Annotated in this window: 10 protein-coding genes and 1 pseudogene; 5 read left to right on the forward strand and 6 right to left on the reverse strand. The window is 39.6% G+C overall.

Translation table 11 applies throughout. The features are described 5' to 3' along the window. Positions 1 to 11: 11 nt before the first annotated feature. From KZC02_RS02015 to KZC02_RS02035, 5 genes are all read right to left on the reverse strand, one after another. Positions 12 to 1,634: a hypothetical protein gene (locus KZC02_RS02015; protein ID WP_221392571.1), complete on the reverse strand. Its 1,623-nt coding sequence runs from the start codon at positions 1,632 to 1,634 to the stop codon at positions 12 to 14. Between the two features lie 472 nt (positions 1,635 to 2,106). Beyond that, positions 2,107 to 2,400: a hypothetical protein gene (locus KZC02_RS02020; RefSeq protein WP_221392572.1), complete on the reverse strand. Its 294-nt coding sequence runs from the start codon at positions 2,398 to 2,400 to the stop codon at positions 2,107 to 2,109. 8 nt (positions 2,401 to 2,408) lie between these two features. Beyond that, positions 2,409 to 2,615: a hypothetical protein gene (locus KZC02_RS02025; protein ID WP_221392573.1), complete on the reverse strand. Its 207-nt coding sequence runs from the start codon at positions 2,613 to 2,615 to the stop codon at positions 2,409 to 2,411. A 284-nt stretch (positions 2,616 to 2,899) separates the two neighbouring features. Continuing rightward, complete coding sequence (locus KZC02_RS02030) at positions 2,900 to 5,206, reverse strand: hypothetical protein (RefSeq protein WP_221392574.1); 2,307 nt, start codon at positions 5,204 to 5,206, stop codon at positions 2,900 to 2,902. A gap of 183 nt (positions 5,207 to 5,389) precedes the next feature. Further along, positions 5,390 to 9,619, reverse strand: a complete 4,230-nt coding sequence (locus tag KZC02_RS02035; protein ID WP_221392575.1) for a T9SS type A sorting domain-containing protein — start codon at positions 9,617 to 9,619, stop codon at positions 5,390 to 5,392. A gap of 813 nt (positions 9,620 to 10,432) precedes the next feature. On the opposite strand from KZC02_RS02035, the gene KZC02_RS02040 reads away from it, so the two are divergent. Continuing rightward, a complete protein-coding gene (locus tag KZC02_RS02040; protein ID WP_229253957.1) occupies positions 10,433 to 12,055 on the forward strand; it encodes a T9SS type A sorting domain-containing protein in 1,623 nt (540 codons plus the stop codon). A 35-nt stretch (positions 12,056 to 12,090) separates the two neighbouring features. Here the strand turns inward: KZC02_RS02040 and KZC02_RS02045 are convergent, their stop codons facing one another. After that, a complete protein-coding gene (locus tag KZC02_RS02045; protein ID WP_221394915.1) occupies positions 12,091 to 14,916 on the reverse strand; it encodes a PVC-type heme-binding CxxCH protein in 2,826 nt (941 codons plus the stop codon). A gap of 668 nt (positions 14,917 to 15,584) precedes the next feature. On the opposite strand from KZC02_RS02045, the gene KZC02_RS31380 reads away from it, so the two are divergent. The 4 genes and pseudogenes from KZC02_RS31380 to KZC02_RS02060 all read left to right on the forward strand — a co-directional run bounded on the left by KZC02_RS31380 (position 15,585) and on the right by KZC02_RS02060 (position 18,525). Beyond that, positions 15,585 to 16,280 carry a hypothetical protein gene (locus KZC02_RS31380; RefSeq protein ID WP_229253958.1) on the forward strand — a complete coding sequence of 232 codons (696 nt, stop codon included), beginning with the start codon at positions 15,585 to 15,587 and terminating at the stop codon, positions 16,278 to 16,280. Positions 16,281 to 16,291: 11 nt separating this feature from the next. Then, positions 16,292 to 16,989: pseudogene (locus KZC02_RS31385) on the forward strand (MBOAT family O-acyltransferase). Between the two features lie 11 nt (positions 16,990 to 17,000). After that, positions 17,001 to 17,891, forward strand: coding sequence for a hypothetical protein (locus KZC02_RS02055; RefSeq protein ID WP_221392576.1), 891 nt, complete (start codon positions 17,001 to 17,003; stop codon positions 17,889 to 17,891). Positions 17,892 to 18,090: 199 nt separating this feature from the next. Continuing rightward, complete coding sequence (locus KZC02_RS02060) at positions 18,091 to 18,525, forward strand: antitoxin Xre-like helix-turn-helix domain-containing protein (RefSeq protein ID WP_221392577.1); 435 nt, start codon at positions 18,091 to 18,093, stop codon at positions 18,523 to 18,525. The last annotated feature ends 8 nt before the right edge of the window (positions 18,526 to 18,533 follow it).

Below are 18,533 nucleotides of genomic sequence, written 5' to 3' on the forward strand. Positions count from 1 at the left end.
GGATGGCATAATTATAATTTGATTGCTGTCCAGGTTCTCTTACCGGAATCAAATGTACCGCTGATTTTATTGTCCTGAACTGTCCCATCAAATGTCCAGTTGGTTGCTCTTGCTTTATCCAATATCCAATGAATTTTGTTACCTGTAAGTGTCCATTCACCATATGAGGTATATTGTCCCGGATATTCGGGTTCCTCGTATATTGTTGAGCCGTCTGCCTTAAATGTGACATGAGCATGCCACGAAAGGGCAGCAGAATAAACAACGATAATGTCCCAGGTTGTGTCTTTTAATAAAATTGACTTTGCTACTACCGCCTTTTTGGTTACTGTAGCCTCACTTCCATCATATTTGTAAGTAATCTTAAAGTCAAATGTCTGATCGGTCGTACTGGTGTTGGTAAAAGTAAGATGAAGGATACCATCTTTAAAAGAGAACGTGTTGGTAACACTGGCATTCCCGATTACCTCAACTGATATATCTGCCTGGGATTCTGGTGAAATGATCTGTTTCGTTAACGGAGCAAAACCCGGTTTGTCCGTAAGTGTACTTCCGATATACTGATCCCAGTTAGAAATAAATTGTTTTAAGTTTTCGACAAAATCCTTATTAAGCGTATTGGCAGAACCTGAATCCATAGCGTCCTGAACATTCCTAACCTCAATCCCTAAATTCAGGGACATTTCAGTACCTGAACTAAAGGTGAAATCAGTAACGGGCTCATTGTTAGCTGTGATCTGAATCGACTGATCCGCTAAGATATATGGGATTTTAACGAGTTTGTCCCCAATATTTTTAGCCTCAATCATTGCTTCTAATCCGGTTACGTTACTCAGAACTGACAAAGCTGCCATAATGGATGGATCAGTTTTAAATTCAGCCGGAATAGCCAGACTTTGAATTGCTTCATTAATCTTGCTAAGTCCAATAGAAAAATTTGAAATCTGACATTTTACTTTTTCGAGAGACGTTCCATCTGAACATAGCACTGTAGTTCTGCCATTTGGAGTTTTAGTTATTTGAAAGTTAACATCACTCAATGCCTGATTAGCCTCGTCAAAGAGCAACCTGTTTGCTTCTATAATAGCAACGCATTTTCTCTTTTCCTTTTCTGATAACAAATTAAACCTGTCGGAAGCAATTTTCAGATTAGTTGTTATTATCTCTCTCTCCTGATTTACAGTTTGCTGCGAAGTTATATTTTTCCTGACCAATGAATCCTGCATAGATTTTAACCGGCCATTTAATATACTCTTTGCTGCATCTAATTGAGTTTGGGTATAATCGCCAGGATTGGTTATCACTTTTGCCGCCTTTACCTTGACGGGTAATGAACTTTTCCCATCGGTTATCTGCAGGTCATATGTTCCTTGAATAAGTGTAGCAGGTATCAAAAATGCATATGTTTTTGTATCAAGTTGGTTTGCATCAAAATCTACGGTGCCGATCTTACCCTTAAGTGATTTTTGAGAGGAAGCATCGGTCAGAACAATTTTAACAACCTGAAGGGGAAAAACTTCTGTCTGGGAAATTGTAAAATCAACTTTTGCAGCCGGAATTATGGGCGTGTCGGTTTTGTCTTTACAGCCAAACAGAATTGCAAGAAACACAACGAGAGGAAGAAATTGCTTCATAAGTTTTATTTGAATTATTAGTGAAACTGATAGGAGTATTTATGAGAGTGTTTGAGATTGAAAAATCAGGAAGGCTGCCCTGTTAATTGACCAAACAGGTAAATATAATGTAAATAATACTGTTAAATTTCACCATTTAGCGAACGGTAATGCAGATTAACAATTATTAAATTAAAATGCTGGTTATTGATAGATGTAGTTTATATCTATTTGGAAAATAAGCATTTAAAAAAATGATTTATTTGGAGGACAATTGCAATATCCGACTATATCCATTTAATAAACCGGTCTGACATGCGGACCGGTCATAGTTACACGAATCTGGATATACTCCGATTTTCCGGAAGAGTAGTCACGCCGGTTATTTGTTATTACCGGAAAATAATTTTTATATTAAAAAACAAGGATATGGCTGCAAAGTCCATATCCTTGTTTTCTTGTAAAGCCAGACATAAAACCTGGCCAAAAATCTTTAATCCGGCTTCTTCTTTTTTGTATCCGAAAAAAGCTTGTCGGGAATATCAACCGTACTTCCCATGTCTGCTTTATTGTCCCACCGGAGTTTATTGATATATTTCTTGGGTGTCATTCCGGTCGCGTCATGCCTTGCATCAAATGATTTTTCGCTTTTCGGATTATCATCTCCCACAGGTGTGCCTTCCTGGCCTCCCTGCAACGTAACTTTTTTCCCGGTTACCGGATTGGTTCCTACTGCCTTCCAGGTTTTACCTTTTTGAGTAGCTTCTGATATCTTGAATTCTGCCATAACGATATTTATTTTTTGTCCTTTTTATCCCAATTATCTTCCATATCATCGTAATTTTTCTTCGATACGGTTGAGTCTTTCTTACTATGGGATTCTCCTTTTTTCTTTTTCGCATTTATATTATTTACCAGGGAATTTTTCACTCCAAGTTTATTTTTCTTGGTATCAGTTTTTTTCTCTGTCTTCTTTTCGGTTTTCTTTTCTGTTGTTGCCATGATGTTAGAAGTTTTTATTTCCTGCCCTTCAATTCCTGTTCCCGTTATTTATGCTTTAAAAGCAGCGTTTTTCAACACACGTATATGGTTTTAATTTATGCTGGTCAACACTATCGTAAATGATGTGTAGAAATTATGAAGCAATCAGGTATCATTCAGATCAAAGATCCTTCGTTAAATCAAAGTTTTCCTGATTGGTAGATGCTGGTTTTGAGACGTATCCGAACCGGGCATACCGCGCTGGCAGAAGGTTTGGTTGCTGCGTACGATACGAGAAAGTAATTTTAAACCTGATGATTTATGCGTACGTGCAGCGCTTTTAAACCGGGAATCCCCTGTAAATCTTCCACTTCCAGTTTTTTTATTCCATCCTGCAAAATATTCATGGATTGCAGTCTATTTATGTACCCGGAATATTCCTTTTCTTCCTCGTCCATATAATACACAATTGCCAGAAGGCCAGGCTGAGTGAGGCGTTCATTTGTTCCTTTTATACACGCTTTATCAATCCGTTTTTTTACAATTTCAAACCTTGTATTATAAGTACCATCAACATCAAACCTTTTTTCATCCATTCTGAACCTGATGTCAATCGTGGAATGATAAACGAGCACCAGCGTGGTAACATCCAGAGGGTAAGGAAGTTCGGATTTGAAATTAAAGTGCGCTCTTTCCATTTCACAAAGAACGCGAAGCTGCCAGAAACGCAGTTCCTGTAATTTATTTAAGCTGAATTCTTTTTTCGGGGAAATAGATGTCCCTATATACAGATTATGATCAATCCCATCCGATTTAAATCTTTCATAATAATGCGGAAATGCCGCCTGTGCCTCCGGCTGGTGCATATCAATGACATTGGCCAATTTTTCATTAATCGTTGTAATCGTTACATCATACTTCCTTCGGTTGTTATGAAAATTACCGTCAGCTTTACCAGTTTCCTGGAAATAACTGCTGATGTAAGGCAACAGCTCAGGCTGGGTGATATTTTTCAGTTGAGAATGAATTGTCCAATCCAGAAAGAAATTGATATACTGTTCGGTATTGGCTTTAAGCGGCAATAGTAATTCGTCCAGATATTGTTTTATTTGTTGTTCTTCCTCCGCAAAATTTTCTGTATGATAACCTGAATTACGAATATCCTGAAAAAGGATTAACAAAACTTCAAGCTGGTGTGTGAGGTCTTTTTGTATGCTAAAATTCCTGGCATCCGATGATCCTTTGATATCAATCTGGCCATAAAGTGGGTGGACGTCATGAAAGACAATTTCTCTTAATGTATAATCCTTTTCGCGTTGTAAATTAAACACCAGTTTTTGCGCTTCGCCATGAAATTTCCAGTATACACTGCTATGAATTGTCGTATAATTATTTTGTATAACGGCCTGTATTTCATTCTGTAATTCAGCTGCGTACCTTTCAATAGTATCTGTCAGGAAAGGCAGCACAACCTCTAACTTATTGGCATTGATACTGTTAAACTCTCCGGAGGTAGAAGAGACCACTTCAAGGATCCCAAACAAATGATGGTTTTTGACAACCGGCGCTAAAATAAAACTTTGGATATTCCGGGATGCAAAATGTTTGGCCAAATGATTTTCAGGATTTGCTTTTAAAAAGCTCATGGTGTCTGAAATAGCAAAATAGGCTTTGTTATCAGTCAGATTGTGATAGAAGTTGGACCACAAAAGTTTTTGCATTTCATCATGTTGGTTATCATGCAGGAGATAACTATGAATCTGCCGGCCAAAAGTATCCGGTGTAAACCGATTTTCATTCTTAATAAATGCCGTAAATCCCACCTTTATATCAGATATCTGATAAATAGACTGAAAAATGGATTCAACGGTTTGCCTGAAACCGGTTGTTTTTTTACTGAGCAGATTTTCTTTTAAAATAGAAACGGCAATTTCAACAGTGGCATCAAACAAGGTCATGATAGAAAAGCCTCTTAATATCCAGCTCCCTTTTGGAAATTTTTCTTTCCATAAATCAAGATCATCATAATTGCTGATCAGCCGTTCAATATCTTCCTGAGATAACCTTACTGATTTTTCAGTGGGTAAAATTTCCATGAATTCAGTATTGTACAATATTCTGTAATATTTGACAATACCATTCTTGGTAGGTATTGCATAGAATAAAGGTTTGCCGATATTAAGCCTGGCGCGATAAAACCCAATCAGTATAATGCAGCAGCTAAAAACATAGGATTGATTTTCATCAAAATCCCTGATCTGTAAATTAAAATCAGGGCCTGCCGCAGAAAGTATACTTTTAAATCTTTCCGTAAGATTAAAGTTCAGGTTCGTGTAAGGAATGTTGACTGCTTTTATTTCATTTTGAGTAAGTAATGCCGGAAAAAAACCGGCCATTAGCTTTTGGATCAGGGCTTCATTTCTTCTGATCTGTACTTCATCCGTAATTCCGTTTATTAATTCAGGACTATTTTTGATTTCTGCTAATAAAGCCCTGTCGCTCTTTTGTGATTCATTGGCCGGGTCGGCAGCCCGTTTTTCAAGATTTTTTATAACAGATTCAAAACTAAGCTTTATTTCGAAGGGCGTGTCGAGTGAAGTTAGCTGATTCATGGATGGTAGCTGGTCTGATTTGTATAAAAATAATCAATTTATTTCCCTGTTCCCTGATATATGTTAACAGCTAAAAATAAACTTCCCGCCATAGTTCTTATCTATGCACCGGGAAGTTTTTTTCTTAGCCATTCCGGCCAACAAAAGTCCGGATAACGATTATTCAACTATATTAAAAAATGTTCATTTCACCTTCAAAACCCGCAATACCTTTTTCTGGCCCGGACTGCTGATTTGTAAAAGATACATACCTGCCGACTGGGTCATCGGTAACCTTAAGCGTTCAACTCCTGAAGCTTTTTTGATCTGGTATTCATTTAATAATTGACCGCCGATATTGCTTAGCTGAATTTTCAGCGGCTGTTGCTCTGCTCCTCTTACTTCAATCTCAATGTTTTCGCCCGCCACCGGATTACCCAGCACGGATACTCGCATCGGCAGGGAATTTTGAATTGCTTTCTTTTTCGCTGCTTCCGGCTCAAAAACACTCATACGGGCACGTCCGCATGCCGCTTTCAAATCCCAGGAAAGGGCAACAACTACGCCGTTTTGCCTCGCCTGCAAATAAAATGGCGGTACGTCATCGGAAGTTCGTGCTTCGAAATCTACAAACTGATCAGGATTGGTTGTCCAGTCTGTAATTCCAGGCACTGCCCTGTACTCAATAGTTGAACTATTACCGCCGGCAGTATTAAATTTGAAAGCTCCGGTGCTGCAATTGTATGTAGGTGCGATTAACCGGAAGGTGCTGTCACCTGGTGTAAGTGGGCAAGTTTCCCTGAGGCTCCAGAGGTAGGATACAGATACACCGCTTTGGGTCGCGTGCAGTGCAATCAATGGTGCATCTGCCGCTGTACGTAATTCTGTGTCTACAAACTGATTTGGATTGGTAGTAGCACCCGTGATACCAATGGCTGAAAAGGTTACGGGTGTTCCATCACCGCCGGTTGTGTTAAAAGTAAATGCACCTGTACTACAATTATAATCCGGTGCTGCCAAAGCAAAAACACTGTCGCTGGGTGTAACAGTAATGGTTGCACTGGCTGAAACCTCGCATTCGCCTGTTTTGCAGGTTGCCGATACCGTGGTACCTTCAGTCAGCGGGCCTATTGTAATGGTGCTCGTAGAATCGCCCGTCGACCACAATAATGTACCCAGGCATCCTGTTGCAGTAAGTGTGGCCATGCTGCCGGAAGGAATGGTTACACTCTCAATGCTGATAGGAGTACATCCTGCCGTTGTGACCAGGAATGGCCCCGTTACATTTTCAGTAGCGACTTCGGTGCCCGTTGTAACAGTTACATTTCGAAAACCGGGAGTAGCATCATCTGCAATTTTAATTTGTGCCTGAAGCTGGGCCTGATTGATGGCTGTTCGGCTTAACACTGTAATACCAGCTTCCATATTCAGAACAGAACTGTCTGTAAAAGTGGTATTCTGGCCGCTGATCGTTACGGTTAAAGTTTGCCCTGTAGTGCCGGAAGGTGGTGTAATTCCTACTATAGTCGGTGTCCCCGTAGCATCAGTTACCGAGAACAAGCCTATGCCATTAGCGGTTTCAGTAACACTGCTGTCCAGGGTTGAAGTTATTGTAATATCCCTGAAACCCAATGCTGCAGCTGAATCAATCGTAACCGGAACTTCCATCTTAGTTGCTGAAATAACATTTGGAGCTCCCGTTGTAATACCTTCTCCGGAAAAAGATATTGCAGAGCTATCATTAAAATTCGTGTTTCTGCCCGTAATGGTCAGAGTTAACGAACTGCCAGCCGGTCCGCTGTATGGCTCTATCAGTGTTACTGCACTCGATACGGTTCCCACAAGTATGTTGAGCACCAGGTTACTGTATCGTTCAAAATCGGATGGATCACCACTGTTCACCTCCGGGAAAAATACAAAATCGCCTCCTGTCTGCTGTGCCATGAAAGAATAAATATCAATCGCAGAAACAGAAGGTACCGTATCGTTTGGCTTGGAAGCACCGTCCTTATTATCAGAGGGAGGAAAATTTTTACCCGTTCCGTCGGAAGCAGCTACAAAAGACCCGGAACATGTACCGGAAAGTAATGTACTTTGGGTAACGCCATGCGCACTGTAAAGATCAATAACTGTCTGAGGATTCAGGCCAGCGTGCGGATCAGCATCGGTATATAGCCTGACATCCCCGCCGTCTTTCACCAAAGCATCTACTGCAATGAGCGCTTCAATTGATGCTTCGGGACAGTCGCTGCCACCGGATGCAAACAATGCCGATACCTGGTTTTTAATCACGTTCAGGTCCGTCGATGCAGGCCTGATTGTATAATCATCCTTAAATGTAACTAACTGGAAAACTTTACAGGAGGCTGAATCCGGTGAAGTTGAAAATGAATCCAGATAACTGATAATTCCTTGTTTTACTCCTTCAATTTCTTCGCCCATACTTCCCGTGTCGTCAACCACAAAAACGATATCTGCTTTATCCCGTTTTCCGGGTACTGCTGATTTCAGTGTAAAGGCAGGACTGGTATATGGGCCGGTATCAGGTGTATCAACAGTTGGCGAGGCGCTTTTATTGCTGGACTTAACAACCCATTTTACCTCTGTACCGTCCGCAAAAATCTCCTGAAGATTACAAGGTTTAGCGATATACTTTGGTGTCGACTGCTCAGGAGATGTAAAGAGAAGCTTTGAAAAAGCAGGATTGTAAAACTCAACAGTGAATTTGTTATTTTTATAACTTGGCCCTGCACCATTTGCGTCCCATTCAAATGTTACGGGATTGTCCAGATTTGGAAGTGTTGTTTCGCTTGCAGGCAACTTTGGTAACGATGCTACCTTATGTTCGGCAAAAATGGCTCCGTATTTAACAATTTCAGACATCGGTTTTCCGGTCGTAAATGGTGTCCAGATATCATATAGGAATTTAGGATGCTGATTGGCTATGGTCTGCCATACCACAACGTCTCCTAATGTTACTTCATCATAAGGACTCGATGCGGCGTTGTCATACAAATCCCATAATACGCGCTGAACAGCAACTTCATTATCCTCACCGATACTCGGATAAGGGCTTTGCGATTTCAAACTCCATGTAAGCCGAAGGGCAGGATCGGGATCCAGATTATCATACAGGATATCCCCCGCTCCTACACTGGGAATGTTCAACGCTCTTACCTGTTGCAATGAGGTCCCGAAATAGGTTGGCCATCCCTCCGACCAGGCCAGTATCATACCTTTTTCTTTGGTACGGGTTTCAGCCAGGTTTTGCCCGGGGCCATGGTTCCCACCCGGACTTACCCCTTCCAGCGTCAGTGATTTGGCTACATAATGACCGTATTCATGGTGGATTACATCCCACGCAAAACGCCTTTTTCTGGTTATATTTAAAGTACCGCTGTAATTGGAAACGTTACCGGCAACTGGAAATATCACGGTTAATTTAGGTAAAGCTGATGCACGTGTTTTTACATAATCAGCACTTTCAATCAATGCAGCATGTACGCAAAATGCATTCACGTTGGCGGAAAGATCGTCGGTTTTATTGCTGGGAATATCAATCGGAATGGAAAGAGTTGGTGCTGTAACGTCCGGAAAAACCGCTGAGTCATAAAAATGGGTTTTACTTTCATCTCCTCCAACACTATCGGGCACAATGAAGAAATCATCCGATTTTGCCAGCACCCTTACATAAATATCAGGATTATCAATAATGGACCCAGAAACAGAAGCCGTGTAAAAACCATTAATATCAGTGGCCGTTGTTGCCAGTAATTCAGGGGATAGAATGTCTTCGTCCCATATCTGTACAACCGCCAGTTTTAGCGGCAATTTATCTCCGTTAGGAGCAGTCCAGTTAATAATTCCTGATACTGTGACCGGAGCTGCTGCTTTTTTTACAGCCTGGCCAGGTGATTTCGGCACTACCGGCCGACGCATTCCGGAATGAACCTCCTTTCCTTTAATAATGTCTTTTATTGCTTTGTCAAAACTCTGCTTATATACTTCAGGTGCTAGTTTTTGTGTTTTCAATTTATATTTCAAACTATCAATCCTGGCATTCATAAAGTCTCCTCTTCCATAAAATGTTTCTCCTTTTTTTACCAAAAAATAGATTTCATCTGAGGCCCCTAATTTATTTCCATTTTTATCAATTGCTGTAAAAATTCCTTTCAGTACGGCATGGCCATCTTTTGGGAAAGCTATCTGCGTAATAAAGGTTCGTTTCTGATTTACATTTAAAGATCCCAGCTCAATTTCAGACTGTTTTTTGATACTTATATTTTGAGAAGAACCAAACGAAGCTTTTGCATTCTGAACTGCTGCGAGTGCTGTAACTTCCATCGTTACCTGAACCTGATTTTTGCTTATCGGGATTTTATTGTCAACAGTTACCTTAACAATCAAAGGTGCGGCAGGCTCCTGGGCAAACAATGTAGCTGCATTCAGGTTTACTAAAAAAGGACGGACAGAAATGCCAGAAAATTATTGCTTATCAATCTTCTGACGGGCAGGTTGGCTGTGCGATTAATACATAATGAGGTATTGAAATCAGCACATGTTTTAAGATAAACGTAACACATAAGGTTTGAGATGAGTAAAAGTGAATAATAAAAATCACTGGTAATTGCATGACAAACGCATAGCAGCCGGATGGCCAGTTCCTGATAATACTTACTTAAATGCAATTGTATTATACAGGCATAGAAGGAGCAAATAATGTTACTTTATTTCAATAATTAATTAAAATAAAGTATTAAAGAAATTATTTAAATGTAGATACCTTCCTAATTAAAACAAAATATTTTTTACCAAACGGAATTACAAATCATATTATATTTTCAAATTAATAGTTTGACAAAATCATATACAATTTTGTTGTGATGAACATAATTGAATTTAATATTTTTAAATCAAATATTCTATAAAACTTATTTTAAATTATTATTCAAATAATAAATATAAAATTGGTTACCTATTGGTCTTTTAAGATAATAATACGTTGAATAAATCTTTTATATAATAAAAATAAATTATGTTAATTTCATTCATTACAATTACAGTATTTGATTTATAGATTAGTTATATTATTATTTCGTTTTCTTCATATCCAAAAAAATCGCAATTTCTTTTTTGATACACATTTATTATCAGATTTATGCGTATAAAAAAATTTACCACGCTATTAATTATACTTACTCCTATTGCGTCACTTGCACAGATTAAAGTCAGTTTTCCTCCCCAAGAATGGTCTATCAAAGAAATGAGGATGGGATTGCGACCATTTTTATTACCGGAACCTGTACAACCCAGGTGGATTATATTGAGGCACGCCTGGTAAATCGTCCGGGCGAACCTGGCAAAGCTGTGAACTGGACTCAAATTGACGATAACCTGGAAAACGGGGTATTCAGCGGATCACTAAAGGCAAAAGGAGGCAGGTTTGATCTTGAAGTCAGGGGTATAAAAAAACGGGAACAGACCGGAAGCAAAGTTACAGTGGAGAAGGTTGGCATTGGGGAAGTGTTCCTCATCGTTGGACATTCCAACGCGGCTGTTGCCAATAGTACTATGATCGGGGCAGCCAGCGATCTGGTCAATTCAATTAATACAAGAGCCGATACATCCTTGTATCAGCAATATCTTCAGACTGGAAACCCCGATTTTATGCCACCATTAAAACCAACAAATCTATGCCTGGAATGTGGCATTGCACCTATGGCAGAATATCCCTGGTTTTGGTCACAACTAGGTGATCTTTTGGTCGATACTCTCCATGTACCCGTTTTATTTTACAGTGCAGCGTTTGGCGGAAGTAACATGGGGCATTTTTATAAGGCAGCATATAACATTCCTTTTGTACATACTTTTATCAACTATGATATTCGTATGCCCTATGTGAACATCAGGAATGCAATGAATGAATATGCATCCAAAACCGGTTTAAGAGCAATACTTTCAGCCCATGGAATCAATGATATCGATACAACCGGTGCAGGGTTTTATTTCCGGAGCCTGAAAGTAATCGAAAAAACAAGGGAGGAATCAGAATACATGCAACTGGCATGGATGATTGCCACGTCGTGTTATAACAATGGTATAGTGCAGGAAATTACAGATGCACAGGATTCACTGATCAATCGCGTTACAAATGCTTTTCGCGGAGCAGACCTAAACCAGATCGATAATTCGGGAAGATATGACGGTGCACATTTCAATGAATCAGGCCAAAAACTTGCGGCCGAACTATGGAGAGATGCTATTACCAATCGGAAAACAGATGTACTTAAAAATGCGCATCCGCTAATGGCAAAAGCGCCATCATTACCGGATCCTCCATTACCGGTAACCCTCATTGAATTTGAGGGAACAGCATTGCCAAACGGCCATAACCGGATTAAATGGGTCACGGTTTCTGAAACCAATAATGATTATTTTGAAATATTAAAAAGCGACGATGCTAAAAATTTCTTGTCAATTAGTAAAATAAAAGGAAATGGTGATAGCAACATAAAAAGCATTTATATATTCAACGATGAATCAGTTTCAAATAAAATAACGTATTATCGTTTAAATCAGGTAGATTTTAATGGTACGACCACCGAATCAAGGATTATTTCAATTAAACCAATTATTAGAAAAGCAGATCATATACCATTCCCAAACCCGGCACAAAATATTGTTAAAATATCTAATATAGGAGATATAAATATTAAAGAACTCATTTTGTACGACATGAAAGGAAAATTAATATTGAAAAAAGAAAAAACCAACCAGGTTGATATTTCTAATTTAACTAATGGAAATTATATAATACAAATTTCAACTGATTCCGGTGAATGCATTAAAAGAAAAATAACCAAGATGTAATTATTTTAAACTAAAAATAAAATATTAACACCCTATTATTTCCCTAATACTTTTCCAATCAATTCCATACTTTCATGATTTTCGTGTGAATCCATTTTCCCCAATTTATCGTTAAGTTCTTTTAATGCTTTTTTAGAATCTTCTGTACCCAAAGCTGCCACACGCTGTATCGTATATGGCAAAAACTTTGGAAATTTCGCCTTTTCTGCCATTAGCAAAAAGCGTTTCATATCAACAGCCGCCAAAGGTTCAGCAGCGTACCAAACCATCAGCGGCAGATTATGATCGTCCTTATCTTCCCCTTTTTGAACCAGGGCATCCAGGACGTCCCATCGCTGTGCAGGTTCAAGTCTTAGCATTGCAGACGTCAGGTATAATCTTACCAGTGCAGAGTTATCGTTTTGTGCAAGTGCTGTAAAATGTTTCAGTGTTTCAGGTGTAACGTTTTTATTTTCTGTCAATAACTGAACTGCCCAGCTTCTTACATATTCGCTGTCATTGGAAAGCAGATCGGTAAGTTCTTTTTCGTTAAATCCTTTGGTCACATGGAGCGTCCACATAGCACGAATTTTGCGCGTAACATCAGGATTCCTGGCCAGTATTTCTTTCAATGCTTTATGCACCTTTTTATTCGGCCCGCGTTCCTGCAATATGGTTCTTGCCTGCCTTACATACCATTCATTTGGATTAAGCTGGTAATTTACAAGTTCCATGTCCGTAGCTTTTGTCAGATCCACGCGTACCCATTTATCATTTTCATGCGTGATCTTGAAAATCCGTCCCATGGTTTTGTTATGAACCTCAGGGTTAGGGCTGTGACATTGGTTTTTGTCGTACCAATCGATCGCAAATACGGAACCAGCCTGATCATATTTAAAATTGAGCCATTGCGACCAGGAATCGTTCATAGCCAGGAAATCATTTTTATGCGTTGCCGCGTAGCCCGATCCTACCCTTTCAAGATGGTCAATGTTTAGTTTGGCACCATTGATATTATTCATAAAAATATCATTGCGGTATTCTTTTGGCCAGGAGTTTCCACCCAGGTATATCATCGCCCCGGCATGTGCATGGCCGCCGCCTGCCGAAGCCGACCGGAAGTTACCCGCATGAGGGCCGCGCTCCCCTACCCAGTGTACGTGGTCAGCAATGGTTTTAATATCATCATAAGTATATGGATTAAAATGATTTCCAGCCTGACGCTGGTAGCGTGCTCCCTGTATAATATGATACATATGCGGAATCACACAAACCGTTATGAAAGGATGTCCGTAATCATTGAAATCAATTCCCCAGGGATTGCTGGAACCTTCGGCAAACATTTCAAATTTGTGTGTGGTCGGATGATAGCGCCACACACCAGCATTTAATTTAGTTCGCTGGTCGTCGGATGCACTTGGCTTGCCCACTTTGGAATGCGTAAAAACCCCGTGTGTGCCGTATAACCAGCCATCCGGCCCCCATCTCAGATTGTTGAGCACCTCGTGGGTATCATCCAGCCCCCATCCGTCGAGCAGTTTTTGCGGCGGACCGGCAGGTTTATCATTTTTTGCATCAATGGGGATAAACAGTAAATAAGGCGCAGCACCCAGCCATACACCACCCATGCCGACTTCAATTCCACTTACCAGATTCAATCCTTCCGTAAATATTATTTTTTTATCCAGTGTTCCGTCGCCATCTGTGTCTTCAAAAATCAGTATCCGGTCTTTGCCCTGTCCTTCCGGTGCCGGAACTGGATACGTGTGCCCTTCAACCACCCAAAGCCTGCCGCGGGCATCTATCGTAAAACTGATCGGACGAATGATATCAGGTTCGGCAGCTGCCAGGTTAATTTTAAAACCCTTGGGAAGTGTCATCGCTTTTGCAGCTTCTATCCCGGAAAGCCCTGCATGTAGTACAGGATCGAGTGGCGGTAAAATGATGATGTCTTTTTGTTTCAGTTCATTCGGAAAATCAGGACGGGATGGATAAAAAAGGAATTCATCGAAATTAATATGCGCCCATTTGTCATCCGCTATGTATGGGATTTGTGATATGCCGGTTTCATTATCAATAATCCTGATAAATATTTCTTTATTCAGATAAGCTTTCAGATCAACCACAGCGGGCTGTAATGTGGCGCGCCCCTGCCCTGTGATGTGGTAAATAATACTGTCTGTTCCGGCAAGTAACAGTTCCACGCGGGTATCCTGCAAAGCTCCGCCCGAAACCCTGAATGCAGCAAATGGCTGCGTAACTTTAAAGGGCACTGATGTTAACGTTCCTGTTAATTTATAGTTTGCAGTTCCGCCGCTGCTCAAAAAATATTTCCCTTCAAAGCCGATATGCATTTCCTTTTCATGGACCGGAGAAGGATCCTGCGTGAATAAAGGATTTGAAAAAGCATCGCCGGTTGCAGTCCAGTCATTCAATGATCCTGATTCAAAGTTCAGGTTTAACGATTTTCCGTCTTTCATTGGTAATTGTCCTGCGATGGTTGTCTGTGACACTGCACCTTCAACCACTTCAAAATTCCCGACCATTCCGGCTGCGCGATGTCCGGGAACCGAGCAGAAATAAGTATCACTTTGTACGGCAGTAAACACAAGATTTGCACTTGTACCTTTTTCCAGAATAACCTTACTTTTTAAACCAAGTTCTTCCAGTGCAATATCATGCGTCATAAGCTCCCCATTTGTGATTTTTATTCGGACACGGTCACCCTTGTTGGCACGCAAAGTAGGATTGCGCGAACCGTCTGTACCGAAAAACCCAAGCATGGTTGCTTCCAGTTTGTAATCACGGTCAATGTGAGTGGTATCCTGATCCCCTGAAATTTTTAGTTCCTGTGCCTTAAGATCACTCCCGGATGCTGCCATGATGGCGCAGAGAAGGATGATGAAAAACCCCGGTATTCTCAACATATAGATTAAATCGTTTAGGAATATTCATTTTAAAATTATAAAAAAATGACAATAATAAAGGCAGCAAATCCAGTTTTCATCATTAACCTGCGATATTGATTAAATTCAATACAGTTTGTTTACAAACTTTTTATCAAACTAAGAGATATGTTAAATGACCCTGTCCATTATTTGCGATCCTAAATAACATACTTCGATAAGATGTAGTAAACTGTATTTACAAACTCCAACAAACTTAGTTTATTCAATTGTTAAATTTGTACTATACCATTTTTAGTACCTATTTTATAATCTTTAAATGTGATTTTTCTGTACTTTAATAATATTGTAATTTATTTTGGAGAATAGGATATTTCCGTTAATTTTGAAATGAATTGGAAAATATTAGAGCGTCCAATCACATACTGATCCATTTTTAAATAAGCAAAGAACAATTATATCTTTGTATTTTTATGACAAATTAAATTTTAATCATTTGCGTATGATAGAAAAAGTACTACTCAAATTCAAAATACAATATAACTAAACGAAGAAAAATAAACGGTTCTGTACATACCGGGGATTTGTACATTTTGCTTTGCCTTTGCTTCTGTCCGATATTACTCAACTCATCTTACCCCTACATGCTTTTTAATAGTTTTGCATTTATCACTCTGCTGATATGCACTTTTATCTTGTACTACCAGATAAAACTTGCTAAATACCAGATCCAGGTTCTGGTCTTATCCAGCCTTATTTTTTATGCTTATGACCAGCCGGAACTGGTATTGCTATTGCTATTTTCAGCCGGCCTCAATGTAACTGTAAGTTATTACATCGTAAACGGCCTGACCAGCAGAAAGAAATTACTGGCAACGGTCGGCATCGTATTAAATCTTGCCGCACTTGCTTTTTTCAAATACAGTCCTTTAATCTCTTCGACGCTCTTTCCGCAGGATGGTTCGGTTGCCAGGTTTCTTGTAAACATACCTCTACCCATTGGAATTTCCTTTTTCACTTTTGAAGGGATCAGTTTGCTGATAGATGTTTACAACGAAAAATATTTTGACAATAAAAAGCTGATCCCCAAATCATTCCGTGAACATGCACAGCGGACGCTTTTCTTTATTTCATTTTTCCCGCATCTCGTTGCCGGGCCAATTTTAAAAGCACACGATTTTTATCCGCAGATCGGGACGAAAAAACTCAGCGATATAAACTGGGAGCAATCCTTCAAAAATCTGACGATCGGGTATTTCCTTAAAATGGTTGTAGCTGATAATCTTAAGGACTACACATTTGGCATTGCTTACCCTTTTTTGAAAAGGAATCTTCCCTGACGCTTATTACGATGCTGTTCGGTTATTCCTTTCAGATATTCGCTGATTTTGCGGGGTATTCGCTCATTGCCATTGGTTTGGCTAAATTGTTTGGTTACAACTTCAATGAAAATTTCAACTTCCCTTACATCTCCTCTTCCTTCAAAGAATTCTGGAAACGCTGGCATATTTCATTATCGTCATTTTTAATGGAATATCTCTATTTCCCATTGGGTGGAAACAAAAGGGAAAAGTCAGGACTTATGTGAATTTGATGATCACTATGATCCTGGGCGGTTTGTGGCATGGAGCTGCCATCAGTTATGCAGTATGGGGCGCTTTTCATGGTATTGCTCTGGCATTGGAAAGATTCATTACTGACAAGGTCAGGATTAAAGAAACTCCTGTGGTAACGGTCGTCAAAACACTATTCGTTTTCTTTTCCGTTACTCTGGCCTGGCTGTTGTTTAAACTTCCGGAATTTGACCATGTAATTAAGTATCTGCAAAGCATTGCAAATAATACCCATTTAAAAAATGATTACAAACTGATTACCTATATCCTGGTGTATTCTTCGATCGTGGTGTTCTACCATGCCGCATATTTAATTTACCGGAATAAGAGTCTGCCTAAACTGCAAAACTTTGACTATGTGGCCTACGCAATGATGCTTTTTCTTATCATGACAAACAGCGGGTCATCAGGTTCTTTCATATACTTTCAGTTTTAAAATCGACGAAAATGATTAAGAGAACGCTCATAACAGCATTGTTAATATTATCTACCTATTTAATTGCCGTTCCCCTGTTCCTGCCAACAGTGCAGGTGGAGCAGCATCAATTGCAGGAAAACAAGATTAAAGCCCAGAATTTTATTTACAATGAAAGCGATACTATTGAAAATGTTATTGTAGGATCTTCCCTGGCGTCACGTATCCTGACTGACAGCCTGGATCATTTTTATAATCTTTCTTTTTCCGGATTAAGTACTTTTGAAGGGCTCAGGATCCTGTTAAAAAAGGAACATCTGCCAAAAAATATTTATATCGAAACCAACATGATACTCCGGGGTGAAGATCTGGAGTTCACTTCTTCCCTTTTCAGTCCTTACACATATTATTCCCAGGCTTATCTGCCTGCTTTAAGAACAGGGAAAGAACCGCTCGCGCTGGTTGTAGAAACTGCACAGGAAATAATCAAAGGAGGATCTGATAAAAAGAGCATCACTGAGAAAAAAACAATCAGAGATTCTTCACAAATTGTGTTGGCCGGCAACCCGTTGTTTAAGAAAGTACTGGCTGGCCATATCAGCAATTATTCCAATAAGCCTGATAGTATCCGATTGCACAAATCAATGGAGAAATTAAAACAGTTGGTTGAGTCCCTAAAAGCAAGGAATGTGAACGTGGTTTTTTTCGAAATGCCGGTTGACAGCAGTTTATGCGGCCTTCCGTTGTTTAAAGTGCTGCGGGAAACTGTACACCAGACTTTCCCAAAAAGCAAATATCCATATATCGATCAGCCGGCTTGCGGTGAATATATTACGACCGACGGCTTACATTTACCAAGACTTGACGCAATCAGATACACCAACTATTTCAGGAATAAAATTGCCTGTCATTATTGTTCGTGATTATTATAATTGAATTCAGGGGCTGTCTGTAATCCAAATTTCAGGCGGCCTTTTCGTTTTTTAGTCAAGAGCTTTTTAAACAGATCTTTTTAAAGTTAGAATCTGTCGTATCTGTGATACGAAAATGTGTCATAAAAGAAAATTTTCATTTTTAAATAAGAAAATTTTCAACTATCTTTATCAGGCTAAATGAAAGAATATGAAAACTATTCCAGATCAAATGATGAGTAGCCTGAAAAGAAAATTTAACAACATCGATATGGCGAGTAATTTTGCCATTGTTATTTCTGCCCGGAAAGGTTTGCGTACCAAAGTATTTTATGATTTTGCAGAAGCTATCCATATGCCGGAAAAAAACCTGGCTGCAATCATCAATTTGTCTGCCAGAACGATCAGTAACTATAAAGAATCACAGAAAACACTGGAACCGCTTTATGGGGAACATTTGCTTAAACTGATCACCTTATTTGAAAAAGGAGAGCAGCTATTTGGCAACATCAATGAGTTTAATTACTGGCTTCAGAAACCGTTCTGGAATTCGACTGAAAAACCTATGGATTGGCTGAGTACCAGTGGCGGAGTCGACTTTCTGAATGAGGAGCTGGACAAACTTGCCCAGGGTTATCCTGTTTAGTCACTATT

This window comes from Dyadobacter sp. NIV53 (genome assembly GCF_019711195.1).
GTDB lineage: Bacteria > Bacteroidota > Bacteroidia > Cytophagales > Spirosomataceae > Dyadobacter.